The sequence below is a fragment of the Asticcacaulis sp. AC402 genome (genome assembly GCF_000495835.1).
GTDB lineage: Bacteria > Pseudomonadota > Alphaproteobacteria > Caulobacterales > Caulobacteraceae > Asticcacaulis.
The window spans coordinates 189,127-207,359 of the sequence record NZ_AWGC01000006.1; the positions used below are offsets into that span (position 1 = coordinate 189,127).

Consider the following 18,233-nt stretch of genomic DNA (forward strand, 5'->3'; position numbering starts at 1 on the left):
CGGTTTCGACTCCTGAAGACATTGGACCCCCGGCCTTGGAGCCGGGGGTTTTCTTTTGGGCTGCATTCAATTCGTCGCAAATCTGTGGCAGGAATAGGTTTCTAAATCTGTATTTGGAGCGGGATGAGTTTTGATGAAGTCAAAATCCCGCTCTAAGTTTTTGTTTTGTCGCGCAATTTTTCCGAATAGTGGCGTCCACTTTATCGGATTGCGCTCGAGGGTGCACCATGGGTCGTCTGGCTTGGCTGCTGCTGGTTCTGGGGCTGATGACCGGCTGCGCGTCGGTACCGCCGCAGAGGGCCGAGACACCGCTGTTGATTCTGGTGTCGATCGACGGCTTTCGCGCTGACTATCTCGACCGTGGCGTGACCCCGAACCTGAAACGGCTGGCCGATACCGGCGCTACCGGTCCTATGCGGCCGTCCTTTCCCTCCCTGACCTTTCCCAACCACTATACCCTGGTGACCGGGCTGCGGCCCGACAAGCACGGGATCGTTAACAACACCATGCGCGATACCGCCAAACCGGGTGTGACCTTCAGGATGTCCAACCCGGACGCGGTGCAGGACGAATTCTGGTGGGCGGGTGGCAAGCCGGTGTGGATCAGCGCCGAGGCGCAGGGCATGAAGGCTGCGACTCTGTTCTGGCCGGGTTCCGAGGCGCCCCAGGGAGGTGTCCGGCCCAGCTACTGGCTGCCTTTCAATGACGATATGCCGCACGGCGACCGTATCACGCAGGTCATGTCGTGGATCGACCTGCCGGCGGGGCAGCGGCCCGGATTTATCACCCTTTACTTTTCCGATGTTGACCACGCCGGCCATGATTTCGGCCCCGATGCTCCGGAGGTCGATACGGCCATGGCCGTGGTCGATGCCTCGATCGGGCAACTTCTCGATGGCCTGAAGGCGCGCGGTCTGGACGGCAAGGTCAATATCATCATCGTCTCGGACCACGGCATGGCCAAGCACCGGCCGGAGACCTTTATCAAGCTGGCGGACCTGTTGCCGCCAGACAGCGCTGACATGATGGGCGGACAGGTGGCCGGTTTCAATCCCAAGCCGGGCCGCGAGGCCGAGGTCGAGGCGGCACTGTTGAAACCGCACGATCACATGACCTGCTGGCGCAAGGCCGACATTCCGGCGCGGTTCCGCTATGGCCACCATAGCCGGGTGCCGGCAATCATCTGTCTGGCCGATGTCGGGAGCTTTATCGTGGCGCCTTCGAAGGACGGCTGGATGCCTAAACTTCAGGGCGGCAGCCATGGCTACGATCCCGCGGCGGTCGAGATGCAAGCGCTGTTCGTCGCCAACGGTCCAGGGATCAAACCCGGAGTTAAGCTTAAGACCTTCGACAATGTCGATGTCTACAGCCTGGAAATGGAGTTGCTTGACCTGCGACCCGAAGCGTCGGATGGCAGGCTCGGCACGTTCCGGCCGGCTTTACGCCGCCATTGATGCCAGCTTGACACGATCAGCATGCGCCCATAGGAATAATCCCATGTCCGCCAGCCTGATCCAGACCATGATCCCGACAACAACCCGCTCCGGCGGGGTGTGTTCGGGTTTGCGTCACGTCTGACGCGACGTTCGAACCGAAGCCCCGCCGATGCGCGGGGCCGTTCCGTTTTTGACCGGCAAAATCCCGCGCCTCCGCACATTCAGGAGACGCCTATTATGAAACCGGCCATTTCTTCTTTCCATCCGCCCCATGTGGGTATTGTCGGCGCTACCGGACTGGTCGGCGAGATGATGCGCGCCCTGTTGGCGCAGCGTAACTTCCCACTTGCTTCCCTGCGCCTGTTCGCCTCGGCGCGATCGGCGGGGACGCGGCTGAGTTGGCGCGACCAGGAGATCGTTGTCGAGGACGCCGCCACGGCAGACTATGACGGTCTGGACATCGTCTTCTTCTCGGCTGGCGGCGCAACGTCGCGCGCACTGGCGCCGAAGGTCGCAGCAGCAGGTGCCACCGTCATCGACAACTCTTCGGCCTGGCGCGACGACCCGGACGTGCCTCTGGTTGTCGCCGAGGTCAATGCCCATGCCCTGGAGTCGATCCCCAAGGGCATCATCGCTAATCCCAACTGCACCACCATGGCGGCCATGCCGGCGCTGAAGCCGCTGCACGACGCTGCCGGGTTAAAGCGGCTGGTCGTCAGCACCTATCAGGCGGTGTCGGGCGCGGGTGTCGCCGGCATTGCCGAGCTTGAGCGCCAGATCCGCGCCGTGCCGGACGGTGGCGCCGCCCTGGCCCGTGACGGCGAGGCTGTCGCCTTTCCGGCGCCTGAAAAATGGGCGGTCCCGATCGCTTTCAACGTCGTGCCGCTCAACTATCGTCTGGGTAAGGATGGCTATACCGAGGAGGAACTGAAGCTGCGGGACGAAAGTCGCAAAATTCTGGATATTCCGAATCTTCCGGTCTCAGGTACCTGCGTACGCGTGCCGGTCTATACCGGCCACTCGCTGTCGATTAATGCTGAGTTCGAACGTCCGCTCTGCGTCGCCACGGCGTTGGAGTTGTTGGGCAAGGCGCCAGGCGTGGTGCTGAGCGATGTGCCCAACCCTCTGGCGGCGTCGGGTAGGGATCCGGTGTTTGTCGGCCGCATCCGTCCCGATCCGACGGTCGAGCATGGCCTGGTGCTGTTCGTGACAGGTGACAATCTGCGCAAGGGCGCCGCGCTCAACGCCATCCAGATTGCCGAGGTCCTGTTGCAGCGCCGATGAGGCCGGGATGGCCCTGGGCGACAGACTGCTGACGTCTTCTGGCGGAACAGGGCCTATCCCGTCGCCATAAATTCCTCTAAGGACGGGCATCGCCGCAGGGGACACACCATATGTCGGATAAGCTCAGGGCCGCTGCGCCCTTCATTCTGGTGACCGTCTTTCTCGATATGCTGTCGATCGGGGTGATTATTCCCGTCCTGCCGCACCTTATCGAAGAGTTCGTCGGTTCGGTGTCGGCGGCTGGCCTGTGGATCGGCATCTTCGGCTCTGCCTGGGGGCTTGCGCAGTTTATCTTTTCACCGATCCAGGGCGGCCTGTCTGACAGTATAGGCCGCCGGCCGGTCGTGCTGGCTTCGAACCTGGGTACCGGGCTCGACTTCCTGTTCATGGCGTTTGCCCCCGGCCTGTGGTGGCTGCTGGTCGGCCGCATCATCTCAGGCATGACCTCCGCCAGCATCTCGACCGCCTACGCCTATATGAGTGATGTCACCCCGCCGGAAAAGCGCGCGGGCGTTTTCGGCATGATGGGCGCCGCCTTCGGTATCGGTTTTGTTGTCGGTCCCAGCCTGGGCGGCATACTCGGCGGCGGCTTGCACTGGCCGGCGCTGGAAACCATGGGGCTGGGGTTCTTGCAATTCGAGGGCAATGCGCGATACCCCTTCTTCTTTGCCGCAGCCCTCAGCCTGTGCAACTTTCTCTACGGCTGGTTTGTCCTGCCGGAATCGCTGGCGAAGGATAAGCGCAAGCCTTTCAGCTTTCGTACCGCCAACCCGCTGGGCGCGTTCAAATTCCTGGCCAAGTCGCCCCAGGTCCTGCGGCTTTCGGTGATGTATCTGCTCATGATGTTTGCGCAGTCGGTCTTTCCGACGACGACGGTGCTGTTCTGCGCCTATCGCTTCGGCTGGGGGCCGACGCAGGTCGGATTGATGCTGGCCGTTGTCGGCATCTGCTCGGCCATCGTTCAGGCGGGGCTGACCGGGATATTCGTCAAAAAGCTAGGCGAACTGAAGTCCATGTATCTGGGTCTGTTTTGCGGCATGATTGCGTTTATCGGCTACGGCCTGGCGCCAAGCTGGGAGTGGTTTATCGCCACCATTCCAATCGGCGCCCTGTGGGGCCTGGCGACGCCCAACATCCAGGCCCTGATGTCATCCAAGGTTGATCCGAAAGAGCAGGGGACTTTGCAGGGCGCCAATATGGGCCTGTCGGCCATGTCGACCATTTTTGCCCCCATTTTGTTTGGTCTTACCCTGTCAGCTGTTACCCATGACTCGGTGCCGATGTGGCTGAGCGGGGCGGCCTTCTGGCTGGCGGCTTTGTTCATGGTGCTGTCGCTTTGGCTGGCCGGTGGCGTCAAACAATCACTCAGGGTCGAGCCTGGCGGCGAGGGCAAGCCGAGTTGACGAAACCGGCTTCCCTAGCCGGCAATGTGGCAGAAACCGGCTTTCACCAAGCCTTGATACCGCCGCATTAATTCTTAAATGTGGGACCATCGTTTCCAGGGGATTTCACATGAAATCGCGTCTTATCTCCCTCTTGCCGGTGCTCGCCCTGCTGGTCGCCTGCGGCCCCGGCCATTCGCAAGACACCAAAACGTTCGAAGGTACCGGTTTCGGCAATGAGCCGCGCCAGGTGCCGAGTTCGGCCGTCGGCATGAAGACCTCGTTTGCGCCGGTCGTGCGCACGGTCGCCCCCGCCGTCGTCAATGTCTACGCCAAGGCCAGGGTGCGCCAGCAGGTCGATCCGTTCTGGCAGATGTTTGGCTCCGGCGTGCCGGAATCGCGCACCCAGGAATCGCTGGGCTCCGGCGTGATCGTGCGCAAGGACGGGATTGTCGTCACCAACAACCACGTGGTCGCCGGCGGCCAGACCTTCATGGTGGTGCTGAACGACCGTCGCGAGTATCCGGCCAGGCTTTTGCTGGCCGACCCGCGCACCGATCTCGCCGTGCTCAAGCTGGAAGCGCCCGGGGAAAACTTCCCGACCATCGAACTGGACGAGGGCCGCGACCTGGAGGTCGGCGACCTGGTTCTGGCCATTGGCAACCCGTTTGGTGTCGGCCAGACGGTGACCAACGGCATCATCTCGGCGCTGAACCGCACCAATGGTGAGGGCAGCTATATCCAGACCGACGCTGCCATCAACCCAGGCAATTCGGGCGGCGCCCTGGTCGACATGAACGGCAAGCTGATCGGTGTCAATTCGATGATTCTGTCGCGGTCGGGTCAGTCGTCGGGCGTCGGCTTTGCCATCCCTTCGGCCCTCGTCAAGCGCGTCGTCGACAGCGCTGCCGGCGGGGCAACCTCGGTTAAGCGGCCGTGGCTGGGCGCCAAGGGTGACACTGTCACCTCTGACATCGCCAAGTCGCTGGGCATGGACCGGCCGGAAGGCGTGCTGGTGTCGGACGTCTACAAGGGCTCTCCCGCCGACCAGGCCGGGGTCAGGGCAGGGGACGTCATTCTGCGCGTCAATGATCAGCCGGTAAATGATGGCGGCGGCCTGCGCTACCAGATCAGTCTCCTGTCGCTGAACCAGACCGCCAAGGTGGAGGGGCTGCGTTCCGGCAAGCCGTTCCGCGCCAGTGTCAAGGCGGCGCCGCCGTCGGATTCGCCTCCGCGCGACGAACGTTTGATCAAGGGCGAAAACCCGTTCGCTGGCGCCAAGGTGGTTAATCTATCGCCCGCCGTCGCCGATGAGATCGGCGTCGATCCCTTCGACGCCCCCAAGGGTGTCATGGTCTATTCGCTGGAGTCGGCGCGGACCTATGCCGCGGGCGTCGGTCTGCAACCGGGCGACATTATTCGCGAGGTGAATGGCCAGCCGATCGACAGCTCCAGTGAACTGGACGCCGTGCTGAAAACAGGCGCGCGGTCGTGGCGGATCAGCATCCAGCGCGGCGGCCGCATTATTACGGCACAGTTCAGATAACAGCCGCACGAAAACGTGACCAATCTGCAACGCGCCCGCTTCTTGTGCATTGCAAGGTGCGGGTTTTACAGAACTGTCACAGTCCCCGGCTAACGGCAATGCATACGGTGGCGTGCGAGCCACGGCGGGTGCGCATGGTGCGCGCATGCAAAGCTGGGGATACCGAGAATGTTGTTGAATAAGAAAGGCGCGCTGCGCCTGGCGCTGATGGCCGGCGCGTCCTTTATCGTGGCGGGTCAGACCCAAGCCCAGGAAGCTCAGGCACAGGCTCAGGTTGAAGAAACCACGGAAGTGACCATTATTGGTCGCCGTCCGCTGGCCGAAAGCCAGGCAGCCGCCATGCGGACGCAAAAGAACTCGGATTCGCTGGTCACCGTCCTGTCGGCTGACGCCATCGGCGACCTGCCTGACCAGAACATCGCCCAGGCCGTTTCGCGCCTGCCCGGCGTCGGTATCGAGCGTGACCAGGGCCAGGGCCGCTATGTCAACCTGCGCGGCGCCCCGCGTTACTGGACGACCCTGTCCTTCGACGGCCTGTCGGTCGTCTCGCCCGAAGGCCGCCAGACACGCTTCGACAACATTCCTTCGGCCATCGCTTCGCAAGTCACGATCCAGAAGGCCATCGTGCCGTCCATGCCGGGTGACACGGTCGCCGGCAATGTTGACATCCGCACGCGCCGCGCCTTCGACTATAAGGGCCAGAAGATCACCGGCAAGCTTGGCCTGGGCCATGTCGAACTGGGCGACGGTCAGGAAATCGATGCCTCGCTGGTCTATTCCAACATCTTCTTGGACGGCAAGCTGGGCGTTGTCGCCCAGGCGTCCTTTTACAGCCGTGAAATGGCGACGGAAAACTGGGAAACCGACCCCTATGCCACGCCGCGTGCCGTGGATACGTCGAAGCGCTTTGCCGTCGATACCAAGAACAAGCACTATCGTTTGTACCGTGAAAACACCTCGGCCTCGCTGCGCCTTGATTATAAACTGAATGCCGACAACACGATTTTCGCGTCGACCATCTACTCGGATTTTTATGACGACGAACTGCGTGACCAGTTCATCTTTAACCTCGAGACAGGCACGAATGCGGCCGGCGTGGCCTATAACAGCGACGCCAATTTCACGGCCAGTGATCCCAAGCGCGGCACGGTTTACGGCGTCCGCACGAACGCGCGTATCACCTACCGCGACAACCACGACACCATGTCGACCAACACCGTGGGTGGCGAGCATCATTTCGGTAACGGCCTGGATGCCTCGTGGCGTTTGAACTACACTTGGACCGAAAACCGCGGCGATAACCCGGCGGAAATCCGTTTCCGCAGCGGCAGCAACTTCGCTTCGCGTCCGACTGTTGACTACGACTTCCGCGATACCACTTCGAACTTCGTTCAGTTGTTCCGCACGACGGGCACCACGACGGCGCGCACCAAGGGCGACCGGGTGATGAACATCGAAGACTTCGCCATGCCGCTGAACCAGATCTCTATGCTGGAGGCGGCCGAAGAAACCAAGGCGTGGACCGGCAAGGTTGATTTCGATTACCAGACCGAACTGTTCGGTCGCGAAACCAAGGTCGAGTTCGGCGGTCTCTACACCACTCGCGAAAAGCAAAACCTGGAATATGGCTTCAGCGGTTCGACCTCGGGCAGCACCCTGACCTACAGCCAGTTCGCGCAGGATGGCGATTACCTGGGTGAGCAGTATCTCGGCTATACCTTCCGCTACTCCAACAAGGACGCGGTGCTGAACGCCATCGCGACCTCGCGTGGTACGACGGCCCTGACCCAGAACCTGGCCAACTACTGGAAAGTCAGTGAGGACATCACGGCTGCCTACCTGATGGCGACGACGCAGTTCGACTGGGGTAACATCGTCTACGGCGCTCGTGTCGAGTCGATCAGCAACACCGGTGAAGCCTACACCTTCGTCGGCAGCACCAATAACGGTCTGTTGGAAACCTCGTCGGATGAAACCCTGGTTTACCCCAGCGTGCACCTGAACTGGAACCTGTCGGACCGCCTGAAGGCGCGTTTCGGCCTGACGACCTCGGCCTCGCGCGCCGACTTCGACGATCTGCGCCCGAACTTCACCATTGACGACACTGCCGACACGATCTCCGGCGGCAACCCCGATGCCAATCCGGAAAAGCAGGTTGGCCTGGACGCCTATCTCGAATATTACGGCAGCAACGACACCTTCTTCTCGGCTGGCGTCTTCTACAAGGACATCAGCGACGTGCTGTTGTCGACGTCCACCACCTACGGCAAGGACGATCTGGATGTGACCGGGTTCGACCGGACGAACTACGCCTACTCGACGGTTATCAACGGCGGCGACGGCCACATTCAAGGCCTTGAACTGTTCGCTTCGACGACCGCCGAATCTTTGGTCGAAAGCAATGGCCTTCCGAAATGGCTCGGCGGCTTTGGCGTTCGCGCTTCGGCTACCTTCACCGAGTCAGAACTGAACCTTGGCGCGCGCACGATCAGCCTGTCCGGGACCTCGGACTCGGTCTACAACGTTCAGGCTATCTACGAAAAGTACGGCCTGACCGTTCGCCTGGCAGCCCAGTATCGCACGCCGTGGCTTCAGGAAGTTGGCAGCTACACCACGGTTGCCGGCAAGATGGTTCCGAACGGCAATGGCGACATCTATTGGGACAAGGACCTGGAAGTCGACCTGTCGGTCCGCTACCAGATCAACAAGAACTTCGAAGTCTTCTTCGACGGTGTCAACCTGACCAATGACGGCTCGGCCCGCTACGGCGATACCGATCAATATCCGATCGAGTACGAAAAGTTCGGCAAGCGTTACATTGCCGGCGTTCGTTTCAACTTCTAAAGACGTCTGATATCCGACAAAGGGCGCCGCCGGTTCAGCCGGCGGCGCTTTTTTGTATCCGTTTCCGGCTCTTTACAAAGACGGATCCGCGTGAAAAGTTCCTCCTGAAACCTTTGGAGGTGCAGATGAAAGCGTTCGCGGCATTCGGTATGGCTTTGATGCTGTGGGTCGGGACCGCCCAGGCGCAATCCGTGCCTCCCGCCATGCCGGCGGCCCTGCCGCCAGGCCTGCCGGCGCCGCAGGATGTCGACTATCCCGGCACGATCCAGCTCCATGTCGACGCCAGTGACACCGACCGTCACATCATCCGCATCCGGGAAGTCATTCCCGTGGCCCAGGCTGGGCGCCTGACCCTGCTGGTGCCGAAGTGGCTGCCCGGTCACCATTCACCCGCCGACACCGATCTGACCAAGATCGCCGGGCTGCGGGTGACCGCCGCCGACGAGGTACTGCCCTGGACGCGCGATGGCGTCGAGGTCAACGCCTTCCATGTCGAAGTGCCGCAGGGCGTGTCCGAGGTGGTCGCCGAGTTCCAATACCTTTCGCCGGTCCAGGCCAGCGATGGTGACATTGTCCACACCGAGTCCATGCTGGCCCTGCAATGGGTCGGGCAGAGCCTCTATCCGGCCGGCTGGTTCACGCGCCGCATCCCCATCCAGCTCATCCTGACCCTGCCGAAGGACTGGCAATACGCTGCCGCCCTGGAAACGCAAAGCCGCACGGGCGATGTCGTCACTTTCAAGCCGATCGCCTACGACCACTTCATCGATTCACCGCTGATCGCCGGCCGCCATTTTCGCACCTACGACCTCGATCCGGGGGCCAAGGTGCCGGTTCGCCTCAACATCGTCGCTGACGACCCCAAGGACCTGGAGATCCCCGACAACGTCGTCGATATCCACCGCCGTGTCGTCCAGGAGGCCTACAAGCTGTTTGGCTCGAAACACTATGACCATTATGACTTCCTGGTCACCTCATCGAACACGGTCAGCATCGGCCTGGAGCATCACCGGTCGTCGGAGAACGGCGTCGAGCCCGGCTATTTCCGCGACGTGGCGGGCAAGGGCTTCGGCCGCAATATCCTGGCCCACGAATACATCCACAGTTGGGACGGCAAGTTCCGCCGGCCGCAGGGCCAGTTCACCGGCGACTTCCAGGCGCCGATGCAGGACGACCTTTTGTGGGTGTACGAGGGGGCGACCACCTACTGGACCTGGGTGCTGGAGGGGCGGGCAGGGCTCTACACCTTCGATCAGACCCTGCAGCAGCTCGCCGTCACCATGGCGACGTACGACAACCTGCCGGCGCGGCAGTGGCGCAACCTGGTCGATACCACTTACGACCCGATCATCTCCAACCGTGAACCCAAGTCGTGGCTCAGTTGGCAGCGGTCGGAAGACTATTACTTCGAAGGTGCCCTGATCTGGCTGGAGGCGGATACGCTGATCCGTGGGAAGACCGGGGGCAAAAAATCGCTCGACGATTTCGCCCGCGGTTTCTTCGGCGTCGAAGACGGCACCTGGGATCCGGTGACCTATGTTTTCGATGACGTAGTGGCTGCATTGAACGGTGTCTATCCGTATGACTGGGCGACGTTTCTCACCGACCGCATCACCCGCACCGGCGGTGGTGCGCCTTTGGACAGCCTTGCCCGGGCCGGTTATCGTCTGGTCTATAGCGATACGCCAACAGACTACATCACGTCCTATGACACCAGGCGCGGTGTCGTCGGGTTTATGTACGGCCCGGGCCTCAGTGTCGCCAAGGACGGGACGGTGCGCGGTGTCATGTGGGATGGGCCGGCCTTCAAGCTGGGCCTGGCCGGCGGCATGAAACTCGTCGCCATAGACGGCCGCGCCTTCACGACCGACCGGCTGAAGGCGGCCCTGGTGGCGGCGCACGGGACCGACAAGACGATCGAACTGTGGGTTCAGGACGGCGAGCGCTTCCGCATCGTCACGCTCGATTACCATGATGGGTTGCGCTATCCCAGGCTGGAACGCATCGAAAGCCAGGCGGATGGGCTGCGGCCGATCTTCACAGCGACAGAGTCCAAGCCGGCAAAGAGAATCACATCGGAAAGCGGAGTGAGGCGAAACGCAGACTGACTCTCTGTGCCGCAGAATCTGAAAATTTCAAAAAAAATCTTGGCGGCATGTCGAAATTTCCAAGTGGCGTTCGTCACCCTGTCGAAGGCAACCGAGCCTTCCCATTGGAGGATGTGACGATATGAAGCCCATTAAACTCGCACTGATGGTTTGCGGCATTGGCGTTGCGGCGATCGCTGCCACCTTTCTTCTGCCGCACCAGGTCACCGTTGAGCGCCGTTCGACGGTCAAGGCCCAACCGGAGGAGATTGTCGCGATGCTCGCCTCTGAGCAAGGGTACCAACGCATCAACCCCTATCGCACCCGTGATCCCAATCTCAAGACGCAACCGTTCGGTCCAACATCGGGCGTCGGATCGGGATTCCATTTTGCCGGCAAGGACGGCGAGGGATCTCAGACTGTAACCCGTGTGACGAAAAACTCTGTCACCTACGCCATTGATCTGGGTGACTTGGGCCAACCGCGCCAGGCTGTGTCCGTGATGCCTGTCGCGGGCGGATCTGAGGTCGTTTGGCAAATGACCATGGACCTTGGGATGAACCCCGTTATGCGGGTCATGGGGGTGTTTATGGACGCGATGCTGGGAGAGACCCTGGAAACCGGCCTGTCAAACCTGTCTCGCGTATCGGGCCAGGCGTAGCTTTCGGCCTATGTGCAAAAATACAGTTTACGAAACGGGAAGCTGCAATATGACTGTTGTTCCAGCGACCTGCCTGTAGGCCAAGCCCTTGACCACCATCTTTCTCAACTTGCCTTTTCAACGTGACAAAATCGCGTTTATGCCTGCCCTGTCGATCCCGGTGATGCACCCGGGTCTCAGCCCTTTCAACCTGTAATCCTTTCAAAACTGGAGACACCCTATGAAGTATATGGCACTGATCTACTCAGACCCATCTCTCGAACCCGCCTATGGGACCACCGAATTCGAAGCCATGATGCAAGGCTATGGCGCCCTCAATGAGGCCCTCAAGACCGCCGGCGTCTATGTCGCCGGAGATGGTTTGCAGGATGTCGACACGGCGACCTCCGTGCGGGTCCGAGGCGGCAAGACTGAGACCATGGATGGCCCGTTTGCCGAAACCAAGGAACGGCTGGGCGGGTATTACATCATCGACTGTGCCGATCTTGACGAGGCTCTGCGGTTTGCCGCCATGATTCCCTCGGCTGCCTATGGTACTGTCGAGGTCAGGCCCCTGGCGGACTACGGACTTTGATAAAAGCCCCCGGTTCTCATGAGGTTGAGACGGCTATCGCGCAGTTTATGCGTGAGGACCGGGGGCGCGTCCTCTCCAGTCTGATGGCGAAGTTTCGTAACTTTGACCAGGCCGAGGAGGCGCTTCAGGAGGCGCTGGCCTCGGCCTTTACGCATTGGACACGCAACGGACTTCCCAGCAATCCGGCCGCCTGGCTCCATACCGCGGCCAGCCGTAAGGCTATTGATCGCCTGCGCAAAGCCAGGCGCGACGAAGGGCTAAGCCAGGATATTGGTTTGCTGTCACAAGGTGATGTCGCCTCTGAAAGTCACGGGGTGACCGACCAGCGGCTCAGTCTGATTTTTACCTGCTGTCATCCGGCCCTGGAGCCCAAGTCAAGCATTGCGTTGACGTTACGGACCCTGGGCGGCCTGACGACGACGGAAATCGCCAATGCCTTTCTGGATGCCGAGACGACCTTGGGGCAACGTCTTTGTCGGGCCAAGGCCAAGATTGCGCAAGCCGGCATTCCCTTTCGTGTCCCTGAGCCTCAGGATTGGGATGAACGGCTCAATAGTGTGCTTAAGGTCATCTATCTGATTTTCAATGAGGGGTATTGCGCGTCTTCGGGCGCTACTTCGGTGCGCGTTGATCTGTGCGAAGAGGCGATCTACCTGGCGCGGATGATAGAAACCCTTCGTCCGGATGAGCCGGAGGTCCTGGGCGTGTTGGCGCTGATGCTGTTTGCGCACGCCCGTTACCGGGCCAGAATCGCCGGAGCCGGCGTCGTGCCGTTGGAAGCCCAGGATCACCTATTGTGGGATCAGGGAAAACTGAAAGAAGCCGAAGCCTGTTTGGATCGCGCTCTGACGCTTGGCAAAACTGGCCCTTACCAGATTCAAGCGGCCATCATGGCTTTGCACAGCCAGGCGGCGGCCCGCGATTGGGGGCAAATCCTGATGCTGTATGATGCCCTGATCACATTCGATGCCAATCCGGTCATTCGCCTGAACAGGGCCGTCGCCCTGGCCGAGGCGGGTTTTCTTGAGCTTGCGCTTCAGGAACTGACGGCGCTGGAGGGGGCTCTGACCATGTACCAACCCTACTTCGCGGCCAAGGCTGACCTGTTGCGCAAGGCCGGACATGAGGCCGCGGCGCAAACCGCCTACGCGCAGGCCATAGGCCTGGCCAGAAATGCTGCCGATGTGGCGTGGCTCCAAAGGCAGAAGTCGGCCGCGACGTGAAAGCAGGAGCTGATTTCGCCTAACCCGGACCCACCAGGATCGTGCGCCGCCAGTTTTTCTCGTGTCCGCCGCCCCCGGCTATCCCCACTGCCATATTCCTCGTCGATAGGTCCAAGTAGGCGTTGAAACCCCGGGGGATGGTTCTATACCTGTGTCATGCCCGCCCCCAATACAGACCTTTTCGGCCATGTCGCGCCGACCGCCAAGTCCACCCATAACACTCCTTTGGCGCAGGTCGATGACGCCGCCAAGCCGCTGGCCGACCGGCTGCGGCCCAAAAGCGTCGATGAGGTCGTCGGCCAGGACCATCTGCTGGGGCCCGACGGCGCCATCTCGCGGCTGATCGCGCGTGGATTCCTGCCCAGCCTGATCCTGTGGGGACCGCCGGGCGTTGGCAAGACCACCATCGCCCGGCTGCTGGCAGAAGCTGCCGGCTATGCGTTCCAGCAGATATCGGCTGTCTTTTCCGGCGTCGCCGATCTCAAGAAGGCTTTCGAACAGGCGCAACAACGCCATCAGATGGGGCAGCGCACCGTGCTGTTCGTCGATGAGATCCACCGCTTCAACCGTGCCCAACAGGACAGCTTCTTACCGTTCGTCGAGGCCGGGGTGGTCACCTTGATCGGGGCGACGACGGAAAACCCGTCGTTTGAGCTCAACGGCGCGCTCTTGTCGCGGTGTCAGGTCTTCGTGCTGAAGCGGCTGGACGACGCGGCTCTGGATCAGATCATCGCCAAGGCCGAAGATCATATGGGTCGCAAACTGCCGCTGCAGCCCGAGGCCTATGACACGCTGAAATTGCTCAGTGATGGCGATGGCCGCTATATCCTCAGCCTGATCGAGGCGCTGGACCATATGGGTTTCGAGACGCCTCTGTCGTCGGAGGCGTTGCTGGCGCAGCTTCAAAAGCGCCGCCCCAACCATGACAAGGACCGCGAGGGCCACTACAACCTGATCAGTGCCCTGCACAAGTCGGTGCGCGGGTCGGATCCGGACGCGGCCCTGTACTGGCTGGCGCGGATGCTGAACGGCGGCGATGACCCCCTGTTCATCGCCCGGCGGCTGATCCGCATGGCGTCGGAGGACATCGGTAATGCCGATCCGATGTCGCTGCTAATGTGCCAGGCGGCGCGGGATACCTACGAAGTGCTGGGCTCGCCCGAGGGCGAGTTGGCCTTGGCCCAGGCGGTCGTCCACATGGCCTCGGCGCCGAAATCCAATGCCGTCTATACCGCCTTCAAGGCGGCGCAGAAGCTGGCGCGTGAGACCGGCCATCTCGATCCGCCGGCGGTCATCCTCAATGCGCCGACCAAGCTGATGAAGGATATCGGCTATGGCGCGGGCTATATCTACGATCCCGACGATCCGGATGGATTCTCGGGTCAGAACTATTTCCCCGACGGTTTGGCCAGGCCGAAACTGTACGACCCGGTCGGTGATGGCCACGAGGCCAAGGTCAAGCAGCGGCTGGAATACTGGGCGCAGCTTCGGGCGACCAAGCAGAAGGCGCGCGGGGAGGGGTAGGTTGCATTCTGCTTTCCCGGTGGGAGGCAGGATTTGGACACCCTGACGAATCTGCGTAACTATGGGCTGCGGAAAAAGGAAAAGTTCTATGGGAACGTCGTCGATCTGGCTTTTGCTGCTCATCATCATGGTATCTGTCGTGCCGGCCTTCCTGCCGCTGATTATCGCGCGAACCACTGGTGTCAATCGTTATGGTCCGGCGCCCCGCACAGGATTGAGCCTTTCTGAAGCCGTCCAGGCCTGTGTGAACAAATATGCCCAGTTCCAGGGACGGGCATCTCGTTCTGAATACTGGTGGTTTTATCTGGCGTGCCTGATTGCCGGTATCGTTCTTGAAGTGCTCGCCTATATTTCGGGCTTCCGCTTCCTGAACATCCTTGCACTCGCCTGGTTCTTGCCCGGTCTGGCGTCGGTTGTCCGGCGCCTCCACGATAACAACCGCAGCGGCTTTTGGATATTGATCGGGTTCGGCTTTGGCGTCATTCCGCTCATCTACATGCTGACCCGGCCGACGCAGGTGGACGCCCACGACAAGGCAAAGATTTTCGAATAGGTTTTGACCTTGGTGACATGGCGCTGTAGCTACGCGCCATGGCGAAATACTCCCCGCAACACCTGAAGGCGATGGCCAGCCGCGCCCCGCGGCCCAAACAGGCGCCGAAACTTGTCCCGGCGTCCAAGCAGCCGCGCAACCTGTCGCCGGAGGACATCGCCTGGGTAAAGTCCATGGTGATCTATGAAGACGCCGAGATCATGGGCTTCAACAAGCCGTCGGGTCTGTCAAGCCAGGGCGGGCGGGGTAATGGGCACAATCTCGACGACATGATGTGGGGCTTCGCGAAGTCCAACGGCAAGCGTCCCAAACTGGTGCACCGGCTCGACCGCGATACCTCTGGTATTCTGCTGGTCGCCAAGACGCAACCGGCGGTCTCATTTCTCGGCAAGGCGATGATCCGGCGCGCCTTCGATAAGACCTATCTGGCTATCGTGTCCGGCGCCGATCTGCCGGATCGTTTCACCGTCGATGCCGCATTGCGGCGCGAAGAAGTTGGTCGCGAAGCCTGGTCGCGGGTGTGCCCGGCCGATCATCCGGACGCCCAGACGGCGCAGACCGCCTTCGAAGTCCTGAAGCGGAGCGATGACGCCGTCCTGCTAAGCTGCCGACCCCACACCGGGCGCATGCACCAGATTCGCGTTCACCTGGCGCACCTGGGGGCGCCGATTGCCGGTGACGTCCGCTATGGCGGCGCGCTCAGTCTGGGGGGGCAAGGTGTCAAGAGACTGATGCTGCACGCCCTGTCCCTGACCTTTCCTCACCCGTCAGGGGGGGAGATGACCCTGTCGGCGCCGGTTCCCGCAGATTTCAACGAACTGCGTTCGCTGGCAGGGCTTTAACCTTAATACATCTGCCAAAGATTTAACTATAGATTAGGCAATTTACAATAAATTATAGAAAAAATTTGATAATCATGAACACGTAGTTTTCTTAATATTTCGGCTTGTTTTCTTAACGTATTTCTTTTCTTATTTTTTAATCGCCGGGTGCTAATTTTCTGGAAGTTGCCGAATCAACTTTCCGGAAAAAGCCATACATTCAGCCCCAAGGCGCGCGTCCCATGACCCCGTACATGACTAAGTTTAGTCGCTACCTCCGTCAGTTCACCTCGGATATCCGTGGCAATGTCACCATGGTCGTCGCGTTTTCCGTTATCCCGATCGTTGCTGCGGTCGGGGGTGGGCTCGACTTTGCCAATATTCAGGCGGCACGCGCCAAACTTCAGGACGCGGTCGATGCCGGCGCCATCGCCGGGACGCTGGATTCGTCAGCGACACCCACCCAAACCACACGGGCGGCGGCGGCCAAAAAGGCGTTCTGCGGCAACATCAAGGATTCGGGCGGACTGCAGAACGGTTTTTGCAGCGCCAAGTCAATCGATACACTGGCGACGGCATCTGCCACGCTCAGCGCGTCGACGTCCAACAACATCATGACCGTGACCTATGCCGCGACCGCGCGAGTGCCGACCTATCTGCTGGGACTGGTCGGAATAGATACCGTCGATATCGACGCCGTCGCCAAGTCGGGCGTCAGCACCAGTACGGCCGAAGTCGCCTTCGTTCTCGATAACACCGGTTCGATGTCGTCGAACAGCAAGATGACATATCTCAAATCGAGCCTTGACGCGGTGCTGGCTTCGCTGCTTGATTCCACCGGCAAGAACTACGCCAAGACCAAGGTCGCCCTGGTGCCGTTCGACACCCAGGTGTCGCTGCAAAACGTCGCGGGCATGATCAACTACACCGGCAACTTCGTCTCGGTAAGTCCGACCTACAGTTGCTCGGGTTTTTCCTCCGGCCAATGTCAGATTATCTCGGAAAACGTTACGGCGATGTGCGGTTCCAACACGTCGTGCGTCGCCAACAATCGAAACTCTACGCGTAGCTGGACGAGCAATGGCATCTCCTATTTCGGTGTCTTTTCTACATCATACTATACGTCAAATCAGACCTATCGTTACTATGGCAATACATACAACTATACCTACATCGCCTATCGTCAGGTTGTTTACCGCGTCAACGGTTCGACCCTGACACTCAACAGTACAAACAGCAATGGTGACTATTACACCTATCAGGCCTACTACAGCGCGCCCAACAACTATAGCCGCTATAACGGCTCAGTAACCTATGCGACGCCGACGGCAGGGGGGTACAGCTCCGGTTCAACGACGGTGATCAAGGACAACAACACGATCACCAGCAACGACGACCTTCTGGGTGTCGGTACCAACAACTGGACCGGTTGCGTCATTGACCGGACCCAGTCCTTTGATGTGACGGCCGATGCCCCGGTGTCGAGCAATGCCAGTACACTGTATCCGGCAGCCAAGTGCGCCACCAACTCGCTGCTGCCCATCATGCCCTTGACCCTCGACATTGCCGCGGCCCGTACCTACGCCGCTGGCATGACGCCGGCCGGCAATACCAATGTCACCATCGGCGTGCAGTGGGGCATGGAGGTCCTGTCCTCAACCGCGCCGTTCGTGGAAGGTTCGGCGTTTACCGACAAATCCGTCCAAAAATACATGGTCATCCTGACCGACGGTATCAATACACAGAACCGCTGGACGACCAACAATGGGCAGATCAATGCCCGCCTGGCCCTGGCCTGCGCCAATGCCAAGACCCTGGGCATTACCCTGTTCACAGTGCGGGTAGAGCAGGGCGACTCCAGCACCTTGCAGACCTGTGCCTCGCAAACCAGCTACTACTATAATCTGTCCAACGCTGATCAGCTTCCGGTAACCATGGCCAAGATCATGAAGGCCATCAGGAAGGTCCGTTTGACTGAATAACGCCTTCCATCTCAACGTGTCCCTGACCAAGCCTCAGGTGACAAGCCTTATAGAGCGCAATCCGATAAAGTGGATACCACCGCACGGGCGCTCCCGTTTTCGGAAAAATTGCGCGACAAAACAAAAACGTAGAGCGGTATCTTGATTCCATCAAAACTCATCCCGCTCTGGAAATTTGCCGCCCCGTGAGGGGCGGCTTTTTTATGTGACGATTTCGGTTACGGTTAACAAGTCCCTAACGCGCGGTACGCGGTTTGCAAAACCAGGATCAGGTGTCCCGTTTTCGGACACAGTTCCATTTGCAACCGAGGATCAT

General features: G+C 60.3%; 13 protein-coding genes. All 13 read left to right on the forward strand.

Annotated features, from left to right (window positions below; genetic code table 11):
• Window positions 1-227: 227 nt before the first annotated feature.
• Window positions 228-1,454 (forward strand): ectonucleotide pyrophosphatase/phosphodiesterase, encoded by a 1,227-nt coding sequence (locus ABAC402_RS24455; protein WP_023448293.1) that lies wholly within the window; start codon window positions 228-230, stop codon window positions 1,452-1,454.
• Between the two features lie 219 nt (window positions 1,455-1,673).
• On the forward strand, window positions 1,674-2,720 hold the full coding sequence (locus ABAC402_RS24460; RefSeq protein WP_023448294.1) for an aspartate-semialdehyde dehydrogenase: 1,047 nt from the start codon (window positions 1,674-1,676) through the stop codon (window positions 2,718-2,720).
• Window positions 2,721-2,830: 110 nt separating this feature from the next.
• Complete coding sequence (locus ABAC402_RS24465; RefSeq protein ID WP_023448295.1) at window positions 2,831-4,123, forward strand: TCR/Tet family MFS transporter; 1,293 nt, start codon at window positions 2,831-2,833, stop codon at window positions 4,121-4,123.
• 109 nt (window positions 4,124-4,232) lie between these two features.
• Window positions 4,233-5,648, forward strand: a complete 1,416-nt coding sequence (locus ABAC402_RS24470) for a Do family serine endopeptidase (protein WP_023448296.1) — start codon at window positions 4,233-4,235, stop codon at window positions 5,646-5,648.
• A gap of 168 nt (window positions 5,649-5,816) precedes the next feature.
• Window positions 5,817-8,492 carry a TonB-dependent receptor gene (locus ABAC402_RS24475; protein WP_023448297.1) on the forward strand — a complete coding sequence of 892 codons (2,676 nt, stop codon included), beginning with the start codon at window positions 5,817-5,819 and terminating at the stop codon, window positions 8,490-8,492.
• Between the two features lie 125 nt (window positions 8,493-8,617).
• Window positions 8,618-10,600 (forward strand): M61 family metallopeptidase, encoded by a 1,983-nt coding sequence (locus ABAC402_RS24480; RefSeq protein WP_023448298.1) that lies wholly within the window; start codon window positions 8,618-8,620, stop codon window positions 10,598-10,600.
• Window positions 10,601-10,721: 121 nt separating this feature from the next.
• Window positions 10,722-11,240: an SRPBCC family protein gene (locus ABAC402_RS24485; RefSeq protein WP_023448299.1), complete on the forward strand. Its 519-nt coding sequence runs from the start codon at window positions 10,722-10,724 to the stop codon at window positions 11,238-11,240.
• Window positions 11,241-11,460: 220 nt separating this feature from the next.
• Complete coding sequence (locus tag ABAC402_RS24490; protein WP_023448300.1) at window positions 11,461-11,814, forward strand: YciI family protein; 354 nt, start codon at window positions 11,461-11,463, stop codon at window positions 11,812-11,814.
• A gap of 47 nt (window positions 11,815-11,861) precedes the next feature.
• Window positions 11,862-13,037 carry an RNA polymerase sigma factor gene (locus ABAC402_RS24495; protein WP_023448301.1) on the forward strand — a complete coding sequence of 392 codons (1,176 nt, stop codon included), beginning with the start codon at window positions 11,862-11,864 and terminating at the stop codon, window positions 13,035-13,037.
• 156 nt (window positions 13,038-13,193) lie between these two features.
• A complete protein-coding gene (locus tag ABAC402_RS24500) occupies window positions 13,194-14,561 on the forward strand; it encodes a replication-associated recombination protein A (protein WP_023448302.1) in 1,368 nt (455 codons plus the stop codon).
• A gap of 112 nt (window positions 14,562-14,673) precedes the next feature.
• Entirely contained in the window at window positions 14,674-15,114 is a 441-nt protein-coding gene (locus ABAC402_RS0119755) for a DUF805 domain-containing protein (protein ID WP_162148500.1), read from the forward strand.
• A gap of 38 nt (window positions 15,115-15,152) precedes the next feature.
• Window positions 15,153-15,956 carry an RluA family pseudouridine synthase gene (locus tag ABAC402_RS24505; protein WP_031235179.1) on the forward strand — a complete coding sequence of 268 codons (804 nt, stop codon included), beginning with the start codon at window positions 15,153-15,155 and terminating at the stop codon, window positions 15,954-15,956.
• Between the two features lie 233 nt (window positions 15,957-16,189).
• Window positions 16,190-17,917 (forward strand): TadE/TadG family type IV pilus assembly protein, encoded by a 1,728-nt coding sequence (locus ABAC402_RS24510; protein ID WP_031235180.1) that lies wholly within the window; start codon window positions 16,190-16,192, stop codon window positions 17,915-17,917.
• Window positions 17,918-18,233 lie beyond the last annotated feature (316 nt).

Coding starts and splice junctions, on each gene's coding strand:
- ABAC402_RS24510 (WP_031235180.1), top strand. CDS start 16,190: ATGACTAAGTTTAGTCGCTACCTCCGTCAGTTCACCTCGGATATCCGT.
- ABAC402_RS24490 (WP_023448300.1), top strand. CDS start 11,461: ATGAAGTATATGGCACTGATCTACTCAGACCCATCTCTCGAACCCGCC.
- ABAC402_RS24470 (WP_023448296.1), top strand. CDS start 4,233: ATGAAATCGCGTCTTATCTCCCTCTTGCCGGTGCTCGCCCTGCTGGTC.
- ABAC402_RS24485 (WP_023448299.1), top strand. CDS start 10,722: ATGAAGCCCATTAAACTCGCACTGATGGTTTGCGGCATTGGCGTTGCG.
- ABAC402_RS24500 (WP_023448302.1), top strand. CDS start 13,194: ATGCCCGCCCCCAATACAGACCTTTTCGGCCATGTCGCGCCGACCGCC.
- ABAC402_RS24465 (WP_023448295.1), top strand. CDS start 2,831: ATGTCGGATAAGCTCAGGGCCGCTGCGCCCTTCATTCTGGTGACCGTC.
- ABAC402_RS24480 (WP_023448298.1), top strand. CDS start 8,618: ATGAAAGCGTTCGCGGCATTCGGTATGGCTTTGATGCTGTGGGTCGGG.
- ABAC402_RS24505 (WP_031235179.1), top strand. CDS start 15,153: ATGGCGAAATACTCCCCGCAACACCTGAAGGCGATGGCCAGCCGCGCC.
- ABAC402_RS24495 (WP_023448301.1), top strand. CDS start 11,862: ATGCGTGAGGACCGGGGGCGCGTCCTCTCCAGTCTGATGGCGAAGTTT.
- ABAC402_RS24475 (WP_023448297.1), top strand. CDS start 5,817: ATGTTGTTGAATAAGAAAGGCGCGCTGCGCCTGGCGCTGATGGCCGGC.
- ABAC402_RS24460 (WP_023448294.1), top strand. CDS start 1,674: ATGAAACCGGCCATTTCTTCTTTCCATCCGCCCCATGTGGGTATTGTC.
- ABAC402_RS24455 (WP_023448293.1), top strand. CDS start 228: ATGGGTCGTCTGGCTTGGCTGCTGCTGGTTCTGGGGCTGATGACCGGC.